Below are 21991 nucleotides of genomic sequence, written 5' to 3' on the forward strand. Positions count from 1 at the left end.
CCGGCGACGCGACCCCCTCGATTCGGCACACCGTGTGCCGCGGCCCGGGGCCCACCGGAGACTCCGGCGAACTAGTCTCGATGGCCGTGGCAGGACAGGCAGGCGCCCCGGGCGCATCGGCACCGCTCCGGCAGCGCGCGCTGCACCTGATGCGACGCGCCCTCGGACTGGATGTCAAAGCAACGGATCACACCATCGCCGTCCTGCACAGCGACGAATCTTCCGAGGCACCCGGGCTCGATCGCCGGGAACTGCGGCAACTGGACCGGATCCGGTTGATGGGCACCACCGGCACCGTGCTGATGGCGATCAGCGCCCTCGGTATCGGCGCACAACCGGTGCACCAGAACCCCACCTCCGGAATGCGGGTGCTGGGGATCTTCGCGCGGGCGCACACCGGGTCGCTGGCGATGTGCATGGTCGGCACGGTCACGGTCGTGCTGGCCTGGCTGCTGCTGGGCCGGTTCGCCATCGGCGGCCTGGGCGGTTCATCGCTGCGCCGGATCACCCGCCGGCAGCTGGACCGCACGCTGCTCGTGTGGATCATCCCGCTCTGCGTCGCACCACCGATGTTCAGCAACGATGTGTACTCGTATCTCGCGCAGAGCGAGATCACGGCACGCGGGATCGACCCCTACGCGGAAGGGCCGGTCGCAGCTCTCGGTATCGACAATGTCCTCACCAACAATGTTCCGACCATCTGGCGCGAGACCCCGGCACCGTACGGTCCGCTGTTCCTGTGGATAGGCGAGGGAATCGCCGAGATCACAGGTGACAACATCCTCGCCGGTGTCCTGGTCCATCGGCTGCTGGCGCTGGCCGGAGTCGCTCTGATCGTCTGGGCGCTACCACGTCTGTCGGCGCGCTGCGGAGTGGCGCCGGTGAGCGCCCTCTGGCTGGGAGTGGCCAATCCGCTGGTGCTCTTCCACCTCATCGGCGGTGTGCACAACGATGCACTCATGCTCGGCCTGATGCTGGCCGGACTGGAACTCATGCTGCGCGCCATCCACGGCTTGCCGGGAGATACGGGGCAGCCGCCGTTGGATTCCCGCGGCTGGGCGTTGCTGATCGGCGGCGCGGTCGCCGTCAGCTTGTCCTCCTCGGTCAAGATCACTTCGATCATCGTGCTCGGTTTCGCGGGCATGGCCTTGGCACGGCGCTGGGGCCCGGGCATCCGATCGGTACTCGAAGCCGCGGCACTGCTCGGTATCGTCGCCGCGCTGACCACCCTGGTGATCAGCGCGGCGAGCGGGCTGGGATTCGGCTGGCTCGATACGGTCAGCGGGGCCAACGCGGTGCGCAGCTGGATGTCGCTACCGACGGCGCTGGGCATCGTGACCGGATTCGGCGGTGTTCTGCTCGGATTGGGCGACCACACCACGGCACTGCTCAGTATCACGCGGCCCATCGCCGGGATCGTGGCGGGCTTCATCACCGTGCGTATGCTCTTCGCCACCTGGACCGGCCGCATCCACCCGGTCGGTGCCCTGGGAGTGTCACTGGGCGCGATCGTCCTCCTGTTCCCGGTGGTGCATCCGTGGTATCTGCTGTGGGCGATCGTGCCCCTGGCGGCGTGGGCGACGCGGCCGGTATTCCGGGTACCGGCCATCGGGATCTCCGCGCTGGTCAGCGTCATCCTCATGCCACGCGGCGCCGACCTCGAGGTTTTCCAGATCGTCGGGTCCGCGGTCGCGACGGTGATCGTGTCCGTACTGTTCATCGTGGTCACGCGCAACGCGCTGCCGTGGCGTGCTCAGCAGGGGGTGTCGGCCTCGTCACAGCCGGCCGGGGCATACGGTGTGACCTCGTGACGACCGCTTCCCGGGTACCCGCCGTCCAGGTGGACCACGTCGCCAAACACTACGGCGAAACCGTCGCGGTGGACGGTATCGGCTTCATCGTCGAACCGGCGCAGGTATTCGCCCTGCTCGGACCGAACGGGGCCGGTAAGACCACGACGGTGGAGATGTGCGAGGGATTCGTACGTCCGGATGCGGGCACGGTCCGCGTATTGGGGCTCGACCCCCGTACCGAGTCCGAACAGCTGCGCCCGCGGATCGGGGTGATGTTGCAGGGCGGCGGCGCGTACCCGGGGGCCCGCGCCGGCGAGATGCTGGACCTGGTCGCCTCGTATTCGGCGAATCCGCTGGATCCCGATTGGCTGCTGGGTGTGCTCGGGTTGTCCGACAACCGGCGTACCCCCTACCGGCGGCTGTCCGGTGGTCAGCAGCAACGGCTCTCACTCGCCTGTGCACTCGTGGGCCGGCCCGAGATCGTCTTCCTGGACGAACCGACCGCGGGTATGGACGCCCAGGCCCGGATCATGGTGTGGGAGCTTATCGACGCCCTCCGCCGCGACGGGGTCAGCGTGCTGCTCACCACCCATCTGATGGACGAGGCCGAAGAGTTGGCCGACCAGCTGGTGATCATCGACCACGGGCGGATCGTCGCCTCCGGCACGCCCGCGGAGGTCACCGCGCACGGCGCGGCGGGGCAGTTGCGATTTGCCGCCCCACCGCGGCTGGATCTGGAACTGTTGCAGCGCGCGTTGCCGGAGGGTTTCGCGCCCACCGAAACCAGCCCCGGCTCCTATCTGGTGGAGGGTGAGATCAACCCTCAGGTGCTGGCGACGGTGACCGCCTGGTGTGCCCGGGTGAACGTACTCGCGACCGATATCCGCATCGACCAGCGCCGGCTGGAGGATGTTTTCCTGGAACTCACCGGACGGGACCTGCGCGCATGATGCGGTTGAAGCTCCACCTCCGCCGACCCGATCTGCCGGCTTCGAAGGAGGCCCGGTGATGCGATACCTCCGCCTCCGCGAACATGTACCACCGTCGAAGGGGGCCTGGTGACCAAACCGGATCTCTCGGCCAACCGGTTCGAGCCGGGTACCTTCGCTCCTGCGCCCCGGCCGGCGCCCCGGGCGGCCATGTTGTTCGCGCAGACCCGCCTCGACCTGGTGCTGCTGCTGCGCAACGGCGAGCAGCTGCTGCTCACCATGTTCATCCCGATCACGCTACTGGTGGGGCTCGCGCTGCTACCGTTCGGCGATATGGGCCCGGACAAAATCGGCAAGATCGTGCCCGCGGTGATGATGGTGGCCGTGATGTCGACTGCCTTCACCGGCCAGGCCATCGCCGTCGGATTCGACCGGCGCTACGGGGCGCTCAAACGGCTCGGCGCCACTCCCCTGCCGCGCTGGGGCATCGTCGCGGGTAAGAGCGGCGCTGTCCTGCTGGTGGTGATCCTGCAGGCCGTACTGCTCGGGACGATCGGGGTCGCCCTGGGCTGGCGACCGGGCCTGGCGGGGCTGGCACTCGGCGCGGTGCTGATCGCCCTGGGAACCGCGACCTTCGCCGCGATGGGTCTACTGCTCGGCGGCACGCTCAAAGCCGAGATCGTGCTCGCACTGGCCAATATCCTCTGGTTCGTCATGCTGGGTATCGCCAGCGTGGTCTTCGCCTCCGAAGAGCTGCCCGAAATCGTGCACACCCTGGTCCGGCTCGTGCCGTCGGGGGCGCTGGCAGTCGCCCTCGAACACGCGCTCAGCGGGGGTGTCGACTGGTTCGGCGTGGTGGTGCTACTCGTCTGGGGAACTGTCGCCGGCCTCCTGGCCGCACGCTGGTTCCGCTTCGAATGAGTGACCACGACAACTTGTAGTAGTCCGGCTGCGGGCGGCGCAGCGACGCCCGCTACCATCGTGACGTGCTCTATCGCGCATTCCTGCGAGTCGTGGACCGGCTCCCGTTGCCCTCCCGGCGCGTCCAGCTGCTGATCGCCCTCTCGGTACTCGGTACCCAGGCCGGGATCGCGGTGACCGGCGCGATCGTGCGCGTCACCGCCTCCGGACTCGGCTGCCCCACCTGGCCGCAATGCTTCCCCGGTAGTTTCACCCCGGTCGGGGTTTCCGAGGTGCCGGTGCTCCATCAAGCCGTGGAATTCGGCAACCGGCTGCTCACCTTCGTTGTGACGCTGTGCGCCGCGCTCATCGTGCTCGCGGTCACCCGGGCCCGGCGGCGCCGGGAGGTCCTGATCTATGCGTGGCTGATGCCCGCCGGCACGGTACTGCAGGCGGGGATCGGCGGTATCACCGTGCTGTCCGGATTGCTGTGGTGGACGGTTGCCCTGCACCTGCTCGCCTCGATGCTCATGGTGTGGGTGGCCGCGGTGATGTACGCGAAGGTCGCCGCACCCGACGACGGAGTCGATACGGTCCGCGCCCCCGCGCCGCTGCGCCGGCTCACGGCGCTCAGCGGTGTCGCGTTGGCCGGTGTACTCGTCGCGGGCACTCTGGTCACGGCCGCCGGACCGCATGCCGGCGACAAGAGCATCGAACGCCCGGTGGCCCGGCTCGAAATCGAGATCACTACGTTGGCGCATCTGCACTCGCAACTGCTCATCGGGTACCTGGCCCTGCTGGTCGGTCTCGGCTTCGGCTTGTACGCCACCGGTATCACCACTCCGGTCCGCAACCGTTTCTTCGTGCTGATCGGGTTGGTGCTGGCGCAATCGCTGGTCGGAGTCGTGCAGTACTTCACGGATGTCCCCGCGGCACTCGTGGCGATCCACGTGGGCGGCGCGGCGCTGTGCACCGCCGCCACCGCGGCCCTGTGGGCATCGCTGCACACTCGTGAGCGTCTACCGGTCGCAACACCCGAACCCGATACTCAACCGGCGTGAAGCGCCGACCGCCCGCGTAGGTCCCGGCGGCCGCGTTTCGGCACACGGTTCTCCCCGAAGCTGTCCGAGCCGGGCTGATCGCCCCTCGACCGGTCACGCACCGATGCTGGGCACCCCGCCGCCGCGCTGGATATCCGGTGCGGATCGAAACGCGGCCCAGCCCGGCCCACCTGCGTGTACCACCGGGCCGGCCAACGGTGCCCACTGGTGCCGGTCGAGCCGACGGGTCCCCGCGGCCGAAACGCGAGATGGCCGGGGCGCGAACGGTCCGGTACAGATCGCCGGCCGACCGGCCGTGCACTCCCCGGCCACCCCGCCGAACGGCCGGCATCGAGGCGCCATTCGCTAATGGGCCCGCTTCTGATAGCTCCGCGCGACCAGGGCGGAGGTCAGATACCAGAGGCCGTTCGGAATCGCCGGGTCGTAACCGGTGAGCAGCCGGACCCGTTTGAGGCGGTAGTCGAGGGTGTTGGTGTGCATATGCATCAGCCGGGCGGTGCGCTGCCGGTTGAAATTGTTGGCGATGTGCTGGCGCAGCGTTTCCAGGAGTTCGGGATGCTCGTCCAGCGGGTCCAGGATGGCGCTGAGATGCTCCCGCGCCGGGCCGGGCCGGGTGATCTGGAATTCCAGTGCCAGATCCGAGAACCGGTGCAGCCCGCCGCCGGTGCTGATCCGGGTGACGATATCGAGGAGTTCGTGGGCGCGATCGGTCGCATCGGGGATATCGGCGGTCTCCGCGGTGACGACGGTGGCGGTGACCGGTACCTGCGCAGCCTGCGACAGCCGGTCGATCAGTTCGTCGAGTGCGTCCTCGGGGAACATATGCGCCGGTAGCAGTACCGTTCCGCCGTCGATACTGAGCAACGACAATGCGCGTTCACCGCAACTGCGAGCGAGCTCGGCCTGCACCCGGCGCAATTTGCGGCGCGCAACGATACGGCCGTCCACCCGCGGCGCGGATTCGTCCGGATGGGGCGGCAATCCCAGCGCCAGTACCTGATAGGACTGCGCGATCTCGATCCCGCATTCCCGCGCCATCGTCGCGGTGCTGTGCCCGCCGAGCAGTGCGGAGATCAGCGTGTGCACCGCGGTGTGATGTTCGGCGACCACCCCGCGGTACTCACTCACATAGGCCAGTGCGACTTCCGAGGTGATCGTATCGAGGATCTCGAGCATCCGGCGGGCAGTGGCGACCAGGGTTGCCGAATCCGCCGGGCCGGCGGTGGACATGATGTGGTCGAAACCGAGTTTGAAGCCCTCGTGGATGGCGTGGTTGATGGTGTCGACCGGAATCCCCTCGCGCGCCCATTCGGCGGCGGCCTCGCGCACCAGTTCGATCTCGTGCGGGAGTTCGCGACCGTCCAGGCGGCCGAGGGTGAGTTCGAGGCACAGGCGGGTCACTGCGGTGACATCGCCCTGTAGCGCATCGCCGGGCAAGGTGCCGCAGGGCGCCACATTCTCGACGAAATGCCCGACCATCTGACGCGAGAGAGTCGACACATCGCGTAGATGGTTCGAAATCGGACGGCCGGACACCGTAAGTCGGGAACGGGTCGGACTACTGACCGTCATATCGGCTCCTTCTACCCCCGGGCTGACGCTCGAAGCCCTAACGGTAGCGCGAAGCGGTTACTCGCCAGTAGGTTTTGGCCGGGAAACTGTCCGAGCTACCTGTTGCCCGGACCGGCAGCCTGTGAGTCCACACAGGACCGCCGCCACAACTCAGTTCTCGTTACGCGCCTTGGGGAATCGCGTCTGCTTCGCGACCCAGCCCGCCATCTTCTCCCAGTGCCCGCTGCGCGGCGTCGTCTTGGCCACCAGATCACGCTCCCAGCCCTCGGCGGCGGTCAGTCCGTCCACGGTGTCGATCACGGCCTGCGCGGTGGCCGAATCGGCGACCATTCGGTCCCCCAGGACACCGTCGGCGCCGACCAGCGTGATCCGGACACCGCGGCGGCCCACCGGCTGCGGGACGGCCTCGGCCGAACCCCCGTGCGCGGCGACGAACTTGCGCACGGATCCGACGATCTCCTTCGGCGCGCGGACGGTGGCGGTTGCGGTATCTGCACTCATGTCCCGGAGTTTACCGGCGGGTAGTACCGCTCCTCCGGGGCCGTGGCCGCCGCACCCACCGGACCCGCGTATCGCGGGCCCGGAGGCACGTGTAGAACTGGACCATGCGCGCCATCCAGGTGGACCGGCACGGCGGTCCGGAGGTACTGAATCTCACCGATGTTGCCGACCCGTCGCCCCGGCCGAATCAGCTACTGGTCGAGGTCGACGCCGTCGGTGTGAACTACATCGACACCTATTTCCGGACCGGCACCTATCCGAGACCGGTGCCCTACATCCCGGGTTCCGAGGGCACCGGAGTTGTCACCGAAATCGGTTCACAAGTCAGCGGGTTCGCCATCGGCGACCGGGTGGCGTGGGCCGCGGGGCCCAACAGTTACGCACCGCGCGCCGTCGTGGACGAGGCTGTGGCCGTGCGGGTCCCCGAAGGAGTGGACGCACCGGTAGCCGCCTCGGCACTGCTGCAGGGGATGACCGCGCACTATCTGATCGAATCCGTCTACCGGCCGGAACCGGGCGAGACCGTACTGGTTCATGCGGGCGCGGGCGGGGTCGGACTGCTGCTCACCCAGCTGGCGGCAGCCCGCGATATCCGGGTGATCACCACGGTGTCCTCGGATGAGAAGGAGGCCCTGTCCCGTGGCGCCGGGGCCTGGGAGGTCCTGCGTTATGGCGACGATCTCGCCGACCGGGTCCGCGAACTGACCGGCGGCACCGGCGTGGCGGCGGTCTACGACGGGGTGGGCGCGGCAACATTCGACGCCGGCCTCGCCTCGTTGCGGGTCCGCGGCATGCTCGCCCTGTTCGGCGCGGCCAGCGGCCCGGTACCGCCGGTCGACCTGCAGCGGTTGAACGCGGCCGGCTCGGTCTTCGTGACCCGGCCCAACATCGCCCACTACACCCGCGATCGCGCCGAACTGGATTGGCGCGCGGGCGATATCTTCGAAGCAGTCGCCGACGGTTCGCTCACCGTCCGTATCGGCGCCACTTATCCACTCGCCGAGGCCGCACAGGCCCACCGCGATCTGGAAAGCCGCAAGACTACGGGTTCGATCGTCCTGATCCCCTGACGCGGACGGCCGGGCCGGGCGCCGACAACCACACCCGGCCCGGTCAGTAGTCGCGCCCGGTCAGCCCTCGGTACACGAACCGAGTCAGCCCCTCGACGGCTTCGGCATCGGACAGTTCCACCGAGCCGTCCTCGACCGCAGCGAACAGCGCCTGGGCGAGCAGGAAGAACATCGCCAAGCCGGCATCGGGGATGCTGGGCACCGCATCCCCTGTGCCGCCGAACCGTCGAGGTGGTCGGCGATATCGAGCCGCTGCTCGGCACCGAATTGCGCCATCTCGCGACCGGATTGCTCGTTTACCGGGGCCGCTTGGTTCACCGACCGCATACCACCACGCATGCTCCCGGGCCAAGCGCCGGTACCCGGCGAGGTGGTAGCGCACAGCCCCGGGCAAATCCATCGACGGCGCCGAGGACGCGATGAAACGCGGGCCGGAAACCGATCAGCTCGGCATCACCTATCGCGACCCCGCCGACACCCGCCGGGTGACCGTGCGCCCGACGCCCCGCTGAAGAACGCCGCCGGAGAGCCGGTGCCCCCGTTCGACCTGCTCTGCGGCCCGCATCCGACATTGCTGTGTTCGGATCTACGGGGCATCCGCCCGCGGGACCGGGAACCCGCCGGTACACGGTGGTCCGTCCCGGCGCACCGGCCGGTGCCGGCGGGCTGATCGATGTGGACGGCCACGCGTACGCCGCCCACGACGCCGTCGACGGAACGCGGATCCTGGTGCGGCCGGACGGGTATCTCGGTGCTACACCCGCCGCGTAGACATCAGCCGAAGAAGACCTCGCCGAGGGTGGTCCAGCCGAGGACCGAATCGACGGCCAGACCGCAGAACACCACAGCGAGGTAGTTGTTGGACTGCAGGAACAGGCGCAGCGGTTTCACGGATTCGCCACGGCGGACACCCGAGTAGAGCTGGTGCGCCATGAGCAGGAACCAGGCCCCGGCGACCAACGCGACCGCCGTGTAGATCACCCCGGTCGCCGGGACCAGTGCCAGGGTGGTGAGGACTGTGAGCCAGGTGTAGATGACGATCTGCTTGGTCACGGCCTGCTCGGTGGCCACCACGGGCAGCATCGGCACGCCGGCGGCCCGGTAGTCCTCCTTGTAGCGCATGGCCAGCGCCCAGGTATGCGGCGGTGTCCAGAAGAAGATCACACCGAACAGGGCCAGCGCGGGCCAGCCGATATCCCCGGTCACCGCGGACCAGCCGACGAGCGCGGGCATACAGCCGGCGGCACCACCCCAGACGACGTTCTGCGCGGTGCGCCGTTTCAGGCCCAGGGTATAGACGAAAACGTAGAAAAGGATGGTGGCGACCACCAGCAGACCGCTGAGCAGATTCGCCTGCCACCACAACCACGCGAAGGAGCCGATTCCCAGGGCGACGCCGAAGACGAAGGCGTGCGAGGTGGGAACGGCAGCGCGGGCCAGCGGCCGTTTGGCGGTCCGCTTCATCACTTTGTCGATATCGGCGTCGGCCACACAGTTCAGCGTGTTCGCGCTCGCCGCGCCCATCCAGCCGCCGAACAAGGTCGCCAGAATGAGGCGGATATCGACCTGGCCGCGGTCGGCCAGCAGCATGGTGGGAATGGTCGCAACCAGCAGGAGCTCGATCACACGCGGTTTGGTGAGGGCGAGATACGCCAGCGGGCGACGGGCGATCCGGGCTAGTTTCGCACTGCCGAGGACGCGGTCCGCAGGTGCCGGGGCGGAATCGTGGGCGCCGCCGACCCCCGGGTCATGACCGATCCGCACTGTCTCTCCTCGCACACTGTCGAACGGGCGCAGCCGGATCCACCTCGCTCGCAGCCGCACCGGCCGGAGCAGAGCCGGAGGCCGCTGCGCATCGCATCCGGTTCGCGGGCGAGCAGCGCGCGGCTGCGACGCGGCTACTACTACACACGATGGTAGACCCAAGACCGCGACACCCTGCCGCGCGCCCCTGCGACCCCGGCCACATTCCCCGGCTACGCCCAGCGGGCACCCCGCGGGACCGGCGAGTCCGTCTTGGCCGGGGGCCGTGCGCAGGGGTGGCCGGACGCATCTAGGGTATGAGGTGTATGCGGCGCCGTCACCGCGCCGTACCGGTTCGCCGCCCTGCCCGCCCCTTTTCGACGCCTCGAAATGTCAGGAGAAACACGGTCGTGTCAGTGACAGACGACATCCGCGCCCTCACCCAGCCGAACCTGCCGGACGACTGGACCGATCTGGACACCAAGGCCGTCGATACGGTCCGCGTCCTGGCCGCCGACGCCGTGCAGACCGCGGGCAACGGCCATCCGGGCACCGCGATGAGCCTGGCCCCGCTGGCGTACACGCTGTTCCAGCGCACCATGCGGCACGACCCTGCCGACCCGGAATGGGCCGGGCGCGACCGTTTCGTGCTGTCCTGTGGCCATTCCAGCCTCACCCTCTACATCCAGTTGTACCTGGCGGGTTTCGGTCTGGAACTCGACGATCTGAAGAATCTGCGCAAGTGGGGTTCGCTGACGCCGGGACATCCGGAGTACCGGCACACCAAGGGTGTCGAGATCACCACCGGCCCGCTGGGCCAGGGACTGGCGTCGGCAGTGGGTATGGCGATGGCGGCACGCCGTGAGCGCGGCCTGTTCGATCCGGAGGCCCCGACCGGCGCGAGCCCGTTCGACCATCACATCTATGTGATCGCCTCCGACGGCGATATGGAGGAGGGCGTCACGTCCGAGGCCTCCTCCATCGCCGGCACCCAGCAGCTCGGCAACCTGGTGGTGATCTACGACGACAACAAGATCTCGATCGAGGACGACACCACGATCGCTTTCACCGAGGATGTCGCGGCCCGCTATGCGGCGTACGGCTGGCATGTCGAGGTGGTCGAGGGCGGCGAGGATGTCGTCGCGATCGAGACGGCGCTGGCCGCGGCGAAGGCCGAGACCGCCAAGCCGACGCTGATCCTGCTGCGCACCATCATCGGTTATCCCGCGCCGAACAAGATGAACACCGGCGCGGCGCACGGTGCGGCGCTGGGCGCGGACGAGGTGGCCGCGGCCAAACGCGCCCTGGGCTTCGATCCCGAGCAGACCTTCCAGGTCGACGACGAGGTCATCGCGCATACCCGCAAGGCCGCCGAACGGGGCGCGAAGGCGCATGCCGACTGGACCGTCGAATTCGATGCCTGGGCCCAGCGGGTGCCGCAGGGCAAGGCGCTGTTCGACCGGCTGTTCAACGGTCAACTGCCGGACGGCTGGACCGACGGCCTGCCCACCTGGGAGCCGGACGCCAAGGGCCTGGCCACCCGGAAGGCCTCCGCCAAGGTCCTCGCCGCCGTCGGTCCGGTACTGCCGGAGCTGTGGGGCGGTTCGGCCGACCTCGCCGAATCCAACAACACCACCATTCCGGAATCGATGAGTTTCGGTCCCGAATCCATCTCCACCGGAATGTGGAAGGCCAACCCGTACGGCCGCACTCTGCACTTCGGTGTCCGCGAGCATGCGATGGGGTCGATCCTCAACGGCATCGCCCTGCACGGACCCACCCGCCCCTACGGCGGCACCTTCCTGGTGTTCAGCGACTACATGCGCCCGGCGGTGCGGCTGGCCGCTCTTATGCGGGTGCCGGTGACCTACGTCTGGACCCACGATTCCATCGGTCTCGGCGAGGACGGTCCCACCCACCAGCCGATCGAGCATCTCGCCGCACTGCGCGCCATCCCCGGCCTGTCGGTGGTGCGCCCCGGTGACGCCAACGAAACCTCCTACGCCTGGCGCGCGGTGATCGAGAAGCACAGCGGTAAGCACAATTCGCCGTTCGTCTCCAGCGACGCCGTGGGCACCGGTGGCCCGGCCGCGCTGGCACTGACCCGCCAGGACCTGCCGGTCCTGGAAGGCACCAGCCTCGCCGGCGTATCGAAGGGCGGTTACATCCTCGCGGAGGCCTCCACCGGCGTTCCGCAGGTGATTCTGATCGGCACGGGCTCCGAGCTCCAGCTCGCCGTGGCCGCGCGCACTACCCTGGAGGAGCAGGGCATCGGCACCCGGGTGGTCTCGATGCCGTGCGTGGAATGGTTCGACGCACAGGACAAGGCCTATCGCGACGAGGTGCTGCCCCCGGCAGTGGCCGCCCGGGTCGCGGTCGAAGCCGGTATCGCGATGCCGTGGCACCGGTTCACCGGCGATGCGGGCGAGATCGTATCGATCGAGCATTTCGGCGCCTCGGCCGATTACAAGACCTTGTTCCGCGAGTTCGGCTTCACGCCGGAGGCTGTCGTGGCCGCTGCGCAGCGCACGCTCGACAATGTGAAGGGATAAGGGTTATGGCACAGAACGAGAACGTCGCCGCCCTGGCCGCGGCCGGGGTATCGGTGTGGCTGGACGATCTGTCACGCGATCGGATCAACTCCGGCAACCTCGCCGAACTGATCGCCACCCGCGGGGTCGTCGGGGTCACCACCAACCCGACCATCTTCCAGGGTGCCCTCAGCAAGGGGCACGCCTACGACGAGCAGGTCCGGGCGCTGGCGGCCCGCGGCGCCGATACCGACGCCGCCGTCCGCACCATCACCACCGACGATGTCCGCGCGGCCTGCGATGTGCTGGCCCCGGTCTTCGAACAGACCGGTGGCGTGGACGGGCGGGTCTCCATCGAGGTCGATCCGCGGCTGGCCTTCGACGCCGACAAAACGGTGGCCCAGGCCGTCGAACTGTGGAAGATCGTCGACCGGCCGAACCTGTTCATCAAGATCCCGGCCACCGAGGCCGGCCTGCCCGCCATCACCGCGGTCATCGAGGAGGGCATCAGCGTCAACGTGACCCTGATCTTCTCGGTCCAGCGGTACCGCGCGGTCATGGGCGCCTATCTGGACGGGCTGCGTAAGGCCCGGGTCGCCGGGCACGATCTGGCCAAGATCCATTCGGTGGCTTCGTTCTTCGTCTCCCGGGTGGATACCGAGATCGACAAGCGGCTGGAGGCGATCGGTACCCCCGAGGCCCTGGCGCTGCGCGGTAAAGCGGGCGTGGCCAATGCCCGGCTCGCCTACGCCGAATACCTGGACGTCTTCGGTTCCGGTGGCGACCACGCGTCGACCTACAACCCTCTGGCCTCCGCCGGCGCGAACCGGCAGCGGCCGCTGTGGGCCTCGACCGGGGTGAAGAACCCCGAATACCCCGACACCATGTACGTCACCGAATTGGTCGCCACGAACACGGTGAACACGCTGCCGGAGAAGACGCTCGAGGCCGTCGCCGATCACGGTCAGGTCCGCGGGGACACCGTCTCCGGGACCGCCGAGGAGGCGGCCGGGGTCTTCGAACAGCTCCGCGAGGTGGGTATCGACCTCGACGATGTGTTCGCGGTACTCGAACGCGAGGGCGTGGACAAATTCGAGAAATCCTGGCAGGAACTGCTGGACGCCACCACAGCCGAGCTGGCTGCCGCAGGAGGTAACTGACCCCGATGGCCGGCGCTCCGGAGAGCACAGTGACGGCATCCGGCAGCCCGTGGCGTAATCCGCTGCGGGACAGCCGCGACAAACGGATTCCGCGGATCGCGGGCCCGTGCAGCATGGTGATCTTCGGAGTCACCGGAGATCTCTCCCGGCGCAAGCTCATGCCGGCCATCTACGATCTCGCGAACCGGGGGTTGCTGCCCCCGGGTTTCGCGCTGGTCGGTTTCGCCCGCCGCGAGATGTCGGACCGGGATTTCGGCGATATCGTCCACGACGCGGTGCGCGCGCATTCGCGGACGCCGTTCCGCCAGGAGGTCTGGGATCATCTGGCGGAAGGGTTCCGCTTCGTGCAGGGCACCTTCGAAGACGACGACGCCTTCGCGACGCTCGCCGATACCCTGGCCGGGCTCGATACCGAACGCGGTACCGGCGGCAATCACGCCTTCTACCTCTCGATCCCGCCCGATTCGTTCCCGGTCGTACTCGACCAGCTGCATCGGCATCGGCTCACCGGCCGGCACGCCGAGCAGGGGCCGGCACCGTGGCGGCGGGTGGTGATCGAGAAACCGTTCGGGCACGATCTCGACAGCGCCCGCGAACTCAATGCATTGGTGAACCGGGTGTTCCCCGAGGAAACCGTCTTCCGGATCGACCACTACCTCGGCAAGGAGACGGTGCAGAACATCCTGGCGTTGCGTTTCGCGAACCAGCTGTTCGATCCGATCTGGAACGCCAACTATGTCGACCACGTGCAGATCACCATGGCCGAGGATATCGGCCTCGGCGGCCGGGCCGGCTACTACGACGGGATCGGCGCCGCCCGCGATGTGATCCAGAACCATCTCCTGCAACTGCTCGCGCTCACCGCCATGGAGGAGCCGATCAGCTTCGAACCCCGGCAGCTGCAGATGGAGAAGATCAAGGTCCTCTCCGCCACGAAACTCGTGGAACCGCTCGACGAAACGACCGCCCGCGGCCAGTACGCGGCCGGTTGGCAGGGCGGGCAGGAAGTGGTGGGGCTGCTGGACGAGGAAGGTTTCGATCCGCAGTCCCGCACCGAAACCTATGCCGCGCTGACCCTCGAGGTCGATACCCGGCGCTGGGCCGGAGTCCCGTTCTATCTGCGGACCGGTAAACGCCTGGGCCGACGGGTCACCGAGATCGCGGTGGTGTTCAAACGCGCGCCGCATCTGCCGTTCGACCAGACCATGACCGAGGAACTCGGCGAGAACGCACTGGTCATCCGCGTGCAGCCGGACGAGGGCATCACCATGCGCTTCGGTTCGAAAGTGCCCGGATCGTCCATGGAAGTACGCGATGTGAACATGGATTTCAGTTACGGCGAAGCGTTCACCGAATCCTCCCCGGAAGCCTACGAACGTCTCATCCTCGACGTCCTGCTCGGCGAACCCTCCCTTTTCCCGGTCAATGCGGAGGTCGAATTGTCCTGGCGCATCCTCGATCCCGTACTCGCCCACTGGGCGTCCGACGGTAAACCCGAACAGTACGAGGCCGGGACCTGGGGCCCGGATTCCGCCGCCGAGATGCTGGCCCGCACCGGCCGCGAATGGCGGCGGCCGTGATCATCGATATCCCCGACACCACCACCGGCGCGGTCACCAAACGCCTGGTTCAGCTGCGCGAGAGCAATGGCGTGATCACCATGGGCCGGGTGCTGACCCTGGTCGTGTGCACGCTGGACAGTTCCGAGGCCGAGGGCGCCATCGACGCCGCCAACGACGCCAGCCGCGAACACCCCTGCCGGGTGGTCGTACTCGCCCGCGGGGACCGCTCGGCCGATACCCGCCTGGACGCGCAGATCCGGGTCGGGGGCGACGCCGGCGCCGCGGAGGTGATCGTGCTGCGCTTACAAGGGCAGCTGGTGAACCACGAAAGCAGCGTGGTGATCCCGTTCCTGCTGCCCGATACCCCCGTGGTGGCCTGGTGGCCGCGGGGCGCCCCGGAATTCCCGTCGAAGGATTCGGTGGGCCGGCTGGCGGCGCGCCGGATCACCGATGCCACCTTCGCGCGCGACCCGCAGGCCACCATCAAAAAACGCCACAGCTCCTACGCCCCCGGCGATTCCGATCTCGCGTGGAGCCGGATCACCTATTGGCGGGCCCTGCTGGCCGCCGCGATGGACGAGGCCCCGCACGAACCGGTGCAATCGGTGACGGTTTCCGGGCTGCGTGAAGAACCCGCACTGGATATGCTCGCCGGCTGGCTCGCCCGGCGACTCGACTGCCCGGTGTATCGGAAAACCGGCGAGCTGGTGGTCGAACTCCATCGCCCGACCGTGTCGATCGCCATCGCCCGACCGCAGACCGGGGTCACCGCGACACTGACCCGCACCGGTGAACCCGAACAGCGGATCGCGCTGGCGCGGCGCGAGACCCGTGACTGCCTGGCCGAGGAACTACGCCGTCTGGACGCCGACGAAATCTACGCCGAAGCCCTCGCCGGAATCGAAAGGGTGACCTATGACCACCAGCCGTGACGCGGCCCCCGCCGCCACCGTGGATGTACATCCCGACAGCGACGCCCTGACCACCGCCGCCGCCCGCCGATTCGTCGAAGTCCTGGTGGCGGCGCAAGCCGAACGCGGCACGGCATCGGTGGTGCTGACCGGCGGCGGCACCGGTATCACCCTGCTGGAGAAGGTGCGCGCCGAACCGGGCGAGCTGGACTGGTCGAAACTCGATATCTTCTGGGGTGACGAACGTTTCGTTCCCGCGGGCGATCCCGAACGTAACGAACTACAGGCTCACCGGGCACTGCTCGACCACGTCGGTGTGGACCCCGCCCGGATCCACACCGTGGCCACCTCCGACGGTGAATACCCGGACCCGGTCGAAGCGGCCGCCGAGTACGCCACCGCGGTCCGCGCCCACCTCGCCGCATCCGGCGGTTTCGACCTGCATCTGCTCGGCATGGGCCCGGACGGGCATATCAATTCGCTGTTCCCCGGGCACGCCGATACGATCGGCGAAGAGCGTGAACCGGCCGTGGCGGTCACCGACTCCCCCAAACCACCTCCGGTCCGGGTCACCCTGACCTATCCGGCGATCCGGCGGTCACGGCACGTCGTCCTGGTGGTGTCGGGTGCGAACAAGGCCGACCCCGTGGCGGCCGCACTGAACGGCGCCGACCCGCTCGAGATCCCCGCCGCGGGCGCCCACGGCACCGAATCCACCACCTGGATCCTCGACGAGGCCGCAGCCGCCGCGATTCGCTGAACCGGCCGTCAGGTGCGGCGGTGTTGCCCTCTGCACGGACCTTGCGCAATCCGCCGAGGAACCCCGCGGATCGATTGCCCAGCGGCGCCGACGTAACCGACGCGGCGATTCGCAAAGTCACCGCTCGGAGGCATACTCGACGACTACGGGACCGAAGCGTTTCGGCCCCGACCGGATTGCCTTATCGCTGCGTGGCCGCCAACACCGAGTAGAGCCGAAGGAGCCCGGCCCACCGAGCCGAAACGCGCGTTGCAGCCCCCTCCGGATTAGTTGCTGTGGGTCAAAGGCCTGGCCCGGTCGCGTAAGCGGTTGGGTCGCCGAACTCGAGCCGGTAGACCGCAGGCATCGGCATCGCCTGCTGGAAAGCCCAGCCGACGCCGGAACATCCGAGCCCGATCAGCGCTCGCGCGATGAACGTGCCGTGACAGAACGGCGTGGTGCTCGGTGAGCGATGTCACCGATTCGCCGGGTCCTCGGTGACACACATGGCCGGTGGCATCACACATGATCGCCGCCGTGAAACGGGGGATCGGATATCTCGCGCGTCCTGGTGCGATAGCCTCGCCTCCGGGGAGGACACGTGATGACACCACCGAACGAATCGGCGCCTGGCGAGGGTGAATTCGCCGAATCCGAGGCAGCGGAGCCGGCGTTCACCACATCGCGGCCGCTCGCCGATTCGGGTTTCACTGCTGGAGATTGGATTCTGGGACTCTTCCTGCCGCTGGTCGCGCTGGCGACCGTGTCCGGTGCACTGTGGTACTCCGCCTTTCTGGCTCCTCCTGGCGCCGACTACGACGCCTTCGGTACCGCCGGCGTCATCGGGATACTCTGGTACATATTCTTCGGGTTCACCGACTGGGCACGGTTCGGGAAGCGCGCGGCGGCACTACTGATCGTGCCGCTCCTCCTCTCTGGGGCCTGCCTCGGGTTCGGCGTCTACAACCTCGCCATGGAGCATCGCGGCGTGGTCCTCGTCTGCGAGGTAAGAGTCGCCGAGACCTCCCGGGCCGGCAGCCGGGAAACGACGACCTACTCCCTGGACTGTGGCGAGCGCAGGGTATCGGTACAACGAGAGGCCGATTCAGGCCCCGGCCTTCTCAGCACCGACCGGGGCAGCATTCGAATCGAGTATGACCCGCGGGGACTGCTCGGTGTCCGGGAACAGAATATCGGCGCCCCATCGTGGCCGTGGTTGTTGGCGAGCCTGGCGCTGGCGGTGGCCGGGATCGGCATCAGAATGCTGATACGTCCCGCACCACAGACTCGATCTTCCTGACGCAGACACTGTGGTCCGGTTACGGCTGCGGCCGCAGGCGTGAAGTGGCCACCGCTGCGAGCAGCGCCGGACAGAGTACACCGGCCATCACCGCCGCGGTGGGAGCGGGGCCGGTATCGCCGAAGACCCGACGACCGGCGAGGCTGCGGCGCCGAGCAGAAACTGCCCGCCTCCCAGGAGCGCCGATGTCGCCCCAGGAGCGTCGCGTGCCTGGGCGATGGTGACCACGGCGGGAAAGAAAACACCGAATGCGGTCAGCGACATCAGAAGACAAAGCCAGGTCACGCTCATCGAAGCGCCGACGGTGAACGCTACCGTCCAGCAGTACCGGTCCGGTCAACGCGACTGCGGCACTTGCGCACAGCAGGATTTCCGGCGGCCGGTGCCGCGCCAGCCGTCTGTAGGAGAGGCTGCCGATCATATTCCCGATCGCGTTCAGACCGTATACCAGGCTCGCCGCGGCGGGATATGTCAAAGCTTGAATATACGACCGCCGTTTCGGGATGCGGGAGGTTGGGCGGGCACGGCACATGTCGTGCCCCCTCGTTCCGGTTCACGGGCCGCGATTACCAGCGAGTCCTACACCACTTCCCTGATCGCGACGCCTCGGCTGCGGGCCGGTTCGCGGGTAGCGTCGCGCGCGTGCCTTCGACTCTGTCTACTCAGCGTCTCGTCCTGGAGCGGTACGTCCCAGAGGACGAGGAAGCCTTCGTCGCTTTGTTCCAGGACACGAGGGTGTCTCGGTGGATGGGCGACGGCCCATCTTCCGAAGCGGCCGACCGCGCCTTGTTCGGGCGGGTTTTCACCAAGGTCTATGCGGACAATCTGTTCGACGTCTGGGCCGTTCGCCGGGACGGACGCCTGGTAGGGCATGCGGAGATCAAGCCGACCGACGTGGTCGAGGGCTACGAGATCATTTACGCTTTGACCCCGCAGGTGTGGGGATGCGGTTTGGGTGTCGAGTTGGCCGAAGCGCTCGTCGCTTACGGCTTCCACTCCCTGGGCTGACGGAGGTGCACGCCACCGTGGCCGCGCCGAACAAGGCTTCGCTGCGTGTTCTGGGCAAAGCCGGTTTCATACATGTCCGCGACATCCCAGAAACCGATGGCAGTACCACCCTGCTGTTGACCCGGTCGGTCAGTGACCACTCCCCCATCGATCGATAGCCTCGACGGCCTGTCGCCCAGCACTCGACAGACAGCGTCGCCCGCGAACAAACCTTCGGGGCCGTGAATCGGATCCGGATACTCTCACCTCACTGCTCGCTCGTCACGGCGACACCGGATGCGACGAGCCGCCGATGACAACGACGGTCCAGCGGGGGCTCGCGTTCGACGGACGACCCGAAGACGTGTTGATCACTCGAACAAGTGGTCGTAGCCGATTGCGAAGGTGTAGTCGGAGGAATCGATCACCACCTGGTGCCGGTCACCGAGCCGCGGAAGCGGGAGAGCGGCCGGAATCTCACAGTCCGCCGCGAACGTAGGTCTTCTCCCCGCACGGTCATGCCACCCGACCGGCACCTCCGGCCGGCTGTCGCTGTGGTGGCCGCCTACGACGCGAGCCGGGTGGCGGCACGCGTCGATGACGCGGGTGGTGCCGGTGCTGCCGCGGGTGAGGATGGCCCGGCTGTGAAGGTGGCCGTGGCGACTGTGGACGCCGGGGAGGGGTTCTGCAGGCGCGCCGCGACTTGCCGTATCCGGACACGCCGAGCTTCCGTTCCGCGCCTTAGGCTCGTAACGGTGATGGTCCGGTGAATATCGACGAGGCCGAACAGCGGTTCCGCACGGAGATCGCGGGGCTGCGTCCTGCAGCGGCGGCACCCGATCATGAACTCGCGCCCGGGATCACCGGTGCGCGCTGCCTCGACCTGTTCACCGCACAGGTGCTGAGCAGGCAGGCCGATCTGGCTGCGCGGCGATTGGGGGCGAGCGGGCGAGGGTTCTACAGCATCGGATCGTCGGGGCATGAGGGCAATGTCGCCTTGGCCGCCGCGAGCCGCGTCACCGACCCCCTCATGCCGCATTACCGTTCCGGCGCACTGTTCATCGAGCGGGTGCGCCGGGCGGGCGGTATGCACCCGGTACGGGATCTTTTACTCGGAGTGGTCGCCGCCGCCACGGACCCCATCGCCGGCGGCCGGCACAAGGTGTTCGGCAGCGCGGCGGCCCATATCATCCCGCAGACCTCGACCATCGCCTCCCAGCTACCCCGCGCGGTAGGACTCGCGTTCGCGATCGAGCGCGCCGCCCGGCTCGGAATAGACTGCCCTTGGCCACGTGATGCGCTGGTGATGTGCGGCTTCGGCGATGCCTCGGCCAACCATTCGACCGCAGCCGGGGCGATCAACGCTGCGGTGCATACGGCGTACCTCGGGGTGCCCGTTCCGGTGTTGTTCGTCTGCGAGGACAACGGGATCGGGATCAGTGTTCCCACGCCGCCGGGATGGATCGAGCGGGCCTACGGTCACCGGCCGGGTCTGCGTTATTTCAGTGCGGACGGGTGCGATGTCCTCGATGCGGTCACCATCGCGTCCACCGCCGTGGAATGGGTGCGTGCGCACCGACGGCCGGCCTTCCTGCGACTGCGTACGGTGCGGTTGTTCGGGCATGCCGGGTCCGATGTGGAGTCCGCCTATCGCGACAGTGCCGCGGTCGCCGCCGATCTGAGCCGCGACCCGATCACCGCCACCGCTCGACTGCTGGTCGCTGCAGGAATCCGGACTCCGCAGGAGATTCTCGACGACTACGACCGCCTGGCCGCGCAGGTCACCGCCACGGTCGACGACGTGTGCCGGGAACCGCAGCTCGGCTCGGCGGACCAGGTGATCGCACCGTTGGCGCCATCCCGCCCGGACGCGGTGCGCACGGACGTCCTGCGGTCCGGCCCACCGATACAGACACCCCGTCATCCGGGCACGCCGGGCGAATCCGGCAGTCGCGACGCTGTCTCCCCTGCCGACGACGCGTCGACGGACACCGCTCCCGGACCCGACGACGGGATAGCCGGCGACGACGGGCCCGGTCCAGGTGCGCCGCCGATCCGCCACGATCGGCGGGCCGGGCAGGCCCGGGTCTCGGCCCCCCGGTCCGAGCGGGGCCCGGTATCCGGGCAGGACACGCACGCGGACGGCCCTGAACACGGCCCCGCGGATCGCCCCGGGCCCGACAGCTCGCAGGCACCGCAGGCGGTCCCGGTGACGCTGGCGCAGGCACTCAACCACACTCTCGCCGAAATGCTGGCCCGCGACCGCGATGTTCTCGTTTTCGGCGAGGACGTCGCGCGCAAGGGCGGTGTCTACGGAGTCACCAAAGGGCTCGGTAAGAGATTCGGCGCGCGCCGCGTGTTCGATACCCTGCTCGACGAGCAGAGCATTCTCGGTACCGCGCTCGGCGCCGGACTCGCGGGTTTCGTCCCGATCCCGGAAATCCAGTACCTGGCCTACGTGCACAACGCCCTGGACCAGTTGCGGGGCGAGGCGGCCACCCTGTCGTTCTTCTCGGCGGGCCGCTACCGCAATCCGATGGTCGTACGGATCGCCGGCTACGGCTATCAGCGAGGTTTCGGCGGGCATTTCCACAACGACAATTCCGTGGCCGCGTTGCGCGATATCCCCGGGCTCGTCGTGGCTTCACCGTCTCGCCCCGATGATGCGGCGGCCGTACTCCGCACCTGTGTCTCGGCGGCACGGGTGGACGGACGGGTCTGTGTGCTGCTCGAACCCATCGCGCTGTATCACACCCGCGACCTGTACGAACCGGGTGACGACCGATGGGCGGCGCCTGTCACCGGCGACCATGTGCCCATCGGGCAGGCCCGCGTGTACGGCGAAGGAACCGATCTGACGATCGTCGCCTTCGCCAATTCCGTCCCCATGTGCCTGCGGGTCGCCCGCCGCCTGGCGCGGCACGGAATCACCGCCCGTGTCCTCGACCTCCGCTGGCTGTCTCCGCTCCCCTACGCCGATCTACTGCGGCACGCCGAAGCCACCGGCCGCGTTCTGGTCGCCGACGAGACACGGCGTAGCGGCGGAATCAGCGAATCGGTGTGCACGGCACTGGTGGACGGCGGGTTCACCGGGGCCCGGGCCCGGGTGACCAGTGCGGACAGCTTCGTCCCCCTCGGACCGGCCGCCGCGTCGATCTTGCTGAGCGAAACCGATATCGAAGCCGCCGCCCACCGGTTGCTCGCCGGCACCGGGAAATCCACGCCCGCGTGA

General features: G+C 68.2%; 18 protein-coding genes. 14 read left to right on the forward strand and 4 right to left on the reverse strand.

The genetic code is table 11. The features are described 5' to 3' along the window. Positions 1–149: 149 nt before the first annotated feature. From mptB to NFL01S_RS10450, 4 genes are all read left to right on the forward strand, one after another. Positions 150–1811, forward strand: coding sequence for a polyprenol phosphomannose-dependent alpha 1,6 mannosyltransferase MptB (gene mptB / locus NFL01S_RS10435; RefSeq protein ID WP_157116457.1), 1662 nt, complete (start codon positions 150–152; stop codon positions 1809–1811). After that, entirely contained in the window at positions 1808–2743 is a 936-nt protein-coding gene (locus NFL01S_RS10440) for an ABC transporter ATP-binding protein (protein WP_084492574.1), read from the forward strand. The genes mptB and NFL01S_RS10440 overlap by 4 nt, the downstream gene beginning before the upstream one ends. Positions 2744–2851: 108 nt before the next feature. Then, entirely contained in the window at positions 2852–3643 is a 792-nt protein-coding gene (locus tag NFL01S_RS10445) for an ABC transporter permease (RefSeq protein ID WP_157116440.1), read from the forward strand. Positions 3644–3708: 65 nt separating this feature from the next. Next, positions 3709–4683 carry a COX15/CtaA family protein gene (locus tag NFL01S_RS10450; RefSeq protein WP_062973922.1) on the forward strand — a complete coding sequence of 325 codons (975 nt, stop codon included), beginning with the start codon at positions 3709–3711 and terminating at the stop codon, positions 4681–4683. A gap of 345 nt (positions 4684–5028) precedes the next feature. Here NFL01S_RS10450 and NFL01S_RS10455 read toward each other — a convergent pair whose 3' ends face one another. Together NFL01S_RS10455 and NFL01S_RS10460 are read right to left on the reverse strand one after the other, a co-directional pair. Beyond that, on the reverse strand, positions 5029–6255 hold the full coding sequence (locus NFL01S_RS10455) for a PucR family transcriptional regulator (protein WP_062973924.1): 1227 nt from the start codon (positions 6253–6255) through the stop codon (positions 5029–5031). Between the two features lie 150 nt (positions 6256–6405). Next, positions 6406–6756 (reverse strand): hypothetical protein, encoded by a 351-nt coding sequence (locus tag NFL01S_RS10460; protein WP_062973926.1) that lies wholly within the window; start codon positions 6754–6756, stop codon positions 6406–6408. A 104-nt stretch (positions 6757–6860) separates the two neighbouring features. Between NFL01S_RS10460 and NFL01S_RS10465 the strand changes: the two genes are divergently transcribed. Next, positions 6861–7826 carry a quinone oxidoreductase family protein gene (locus NFL01S_RS10465; protein ID WP_062973928.1) on the forward strand — a complete coding sequence of 322 codons (966 nt, stop codon included), beginning with the start codon at positions 6861–6863 and terminating at the stop codon, positions 7824–7826. 43 nt (positions 7827–7869) lie between these two features. Here the strand turns inward: NFL01S_RS10465 and NFL01S_RS35330 are convergent, their stop codons facing one another. Further along, positions 7870–8028, reverse strand: coding sequence for a hypothetical protein (locus NFL01S_RS35330; protein ID WP_157116442.1), 159 nt, complete (start codon positions 8026–8028; stop codon positions 7870–7872). Between the two features lie 374 nt (positions 8029–8402). Between NFL01S_RS35330 and NFL01S_RS10470 the strand changes: the two genes are divergently transcribed. Continuing rightward, positions 8403–8597 (forward strand): hypothetical protein, encoded by a 195-nt coding sequence (locus NFL01S_RS10470; protein WP_062973930.1) that lies wholly within the window; start codon positions 8403–8405, stop codon positions 8595–8597. Positions 8598–8600: 3 nt separating this feature from the next. Here the strand turns inward: NFL01S_RS10470 and NFL01S_RS10475 are convergent, their stop codons facing one another. Beyond that, positions 8601–9497, reverse strand: coding sequence for a heme o synthase (locus NFL01S_RS10475; protein ID WP_245670622.1), 897 nt, complete (start codon positions 9495–9497; stop codon positions 8601–8603). 482 nt (positions 9498–9979) lie between these two features. Between NFL01S_RS10475 and tkt the strand changes: the two genes are divergently transcribed. The 8 genes from tkt (at position 9980) to NFL01S_RS34315 (ending at position 21991) form a co-directional block, all read left to right on the forward strand. Further along, positions 9980–12121, forward strand: coding sequence for a transketolase (gene tkt, locus NFL01S_RS10480; RefSeq protein WP_062973934.1), 2142 nt, complete (start codon positions 9980–9982; stop codon positions 12119–12121). 5 nt (positions 12122–12126) lie between these two features. After that, positions 12127–13260, forward strand: coding sequence for a transaldolase (gene tal, locus NFL01S_RS10485; RefSeq protein WP_062973936.1), 1134 nt, complete (start codon positions 12127–12129; stop codon positions 13258–13260). A 29-nt stretch (positions 13261–13289) separates the two neighbouring features. Next, the gene (gene zwf, locus NFL01S_RS10490) at positions 13290–14840 is read left to right on the forward strand and encodes a glucose-6-phosphate dehydrogenase (RefSeq protein WP_245670603.1); all 1551 of its coding nucleotides are present in this window, start codon (positions 13290–13292) and stop codon (positions 14838–14840) included. Next, complete coding sequence (gene opcA / locus NFL01S_RS10495) at positions 14837–15754, forward strand: glucose-6-phosphate dehydrogenase assembly protein OpcA (protein WP_174555669.1); 918 nt, start codon at positions 14837–14839, stop codon at positions 15752–15754. The genes zwf and opcA overlap by 4 nt, the downstream gene beginning before the upstream one ends. Then, complete coding sequence (gene pgl / locus NFL01S_RS10500; RefSeq protein WP_062973942.1) at positions 15738–16493, forward strand: 6-phosphogluconolactonase; 756 nt, start codon at positions 15738–15740, stop codon at positions 16491–16493. Before opcA ends, pgl begins: the two co-directional genes overlap by 17 nt. A 583-nt stretch (positions 16494–17076) precedes the next feature. Beyond that, a complete protein-coding gene (locus NFL01S_RS10505) occupies positions 17077–17772 on the forward strand; it encodes a hypothetical protein (RefSeq protein WP_062973944.1) in 696 nt (231 codons plus the stop codon). 642 nt (positions 17773–18414) lie between these two features. Further along, positions 18415–18780, forward strand: coding sequence for a GNAT family N-acetyltransferase (locus tag NFL01S_RS10510; RefSeq protein ID WP_210745048.1), 366 nt, complete (start codon positions 18415–18417; stop codon positions 18778–18780). Between the two features lie 745 nt (positions 18781–19525). Then, positions 19526–21991: a thiamine pyrophosphate-dependent enzyme gene (locus NFL01S_RS34315; RefSeq protein ID WP_062973946.1), complete on the forward strand. Its 2466-nt coding sequence runs from the start codon at positions 19526–19528 to the stop codon at positions 21989–21991.

Origin of the sequence: Nocardia flavorosea NBRC 108225 (genome assembly GCF_001613385.1) — a bacterium.
In the GTDB taxonomy this organism is placed as follows: Bacteria; Actinomycetota; Actinomycetes; order Mycobacteriales; family Mycobacteriaceae; genus Nocardia; species Nocardia flavorosea.

Excerpts from the sequence above, each read along its gene's own strand:
- NFL01S_RS10465 (WP_062973928.1), top strand. The coding sequence starts at position 6,861 with ATGCGCGCCATCCAGGTGGACCGGCACGGCGGTCCGGAGGTACTGAAT.
- tal (WP_062973936.1), top strand. The coding sequence starts at position 12,127 with ATGGCACAGAACGAGAACGTCGCCGCCCTGGCCGCGGCCGGGGTATCG.
- NFL01S_RS10455 (WP_062973924.1), bottom strand. The coding sequence starts at position 6,255 with ATGACGGTCAGTAGTCCGACCCGTTCCCGACTTACGGTGTCCGGCCGT.
- NFL01S_RS10460 (WP_062973926.1), bottom strand. The coding sequence starts at position 6,756 with ATGAGTGCAGATACCGCAACCGCCACCGTCCGCGCGCCGAAGGAGATC.
- mptB (WP_157116457.1), top strand. The coding sequence starts at position 150 with ATGCGACGCGCCCTCGGACTGGATGTCAAAGCAACGGATCACACCATC.
- NFL01S_RS10505 (WP_062973944.1), top strand. The coding sequence starts at position 17,077 with ATGACACCACCGAACGAATCGGCGCCTGGCGAGGGTGAATTCGCCGAA.
- pgl (WP_062973942.1), top strand. The coding sequence starts at position 15,738 with ATGACCACCAGCCGTGACGCGGCCCCCGCCGCCACCGTGGATGTACAT.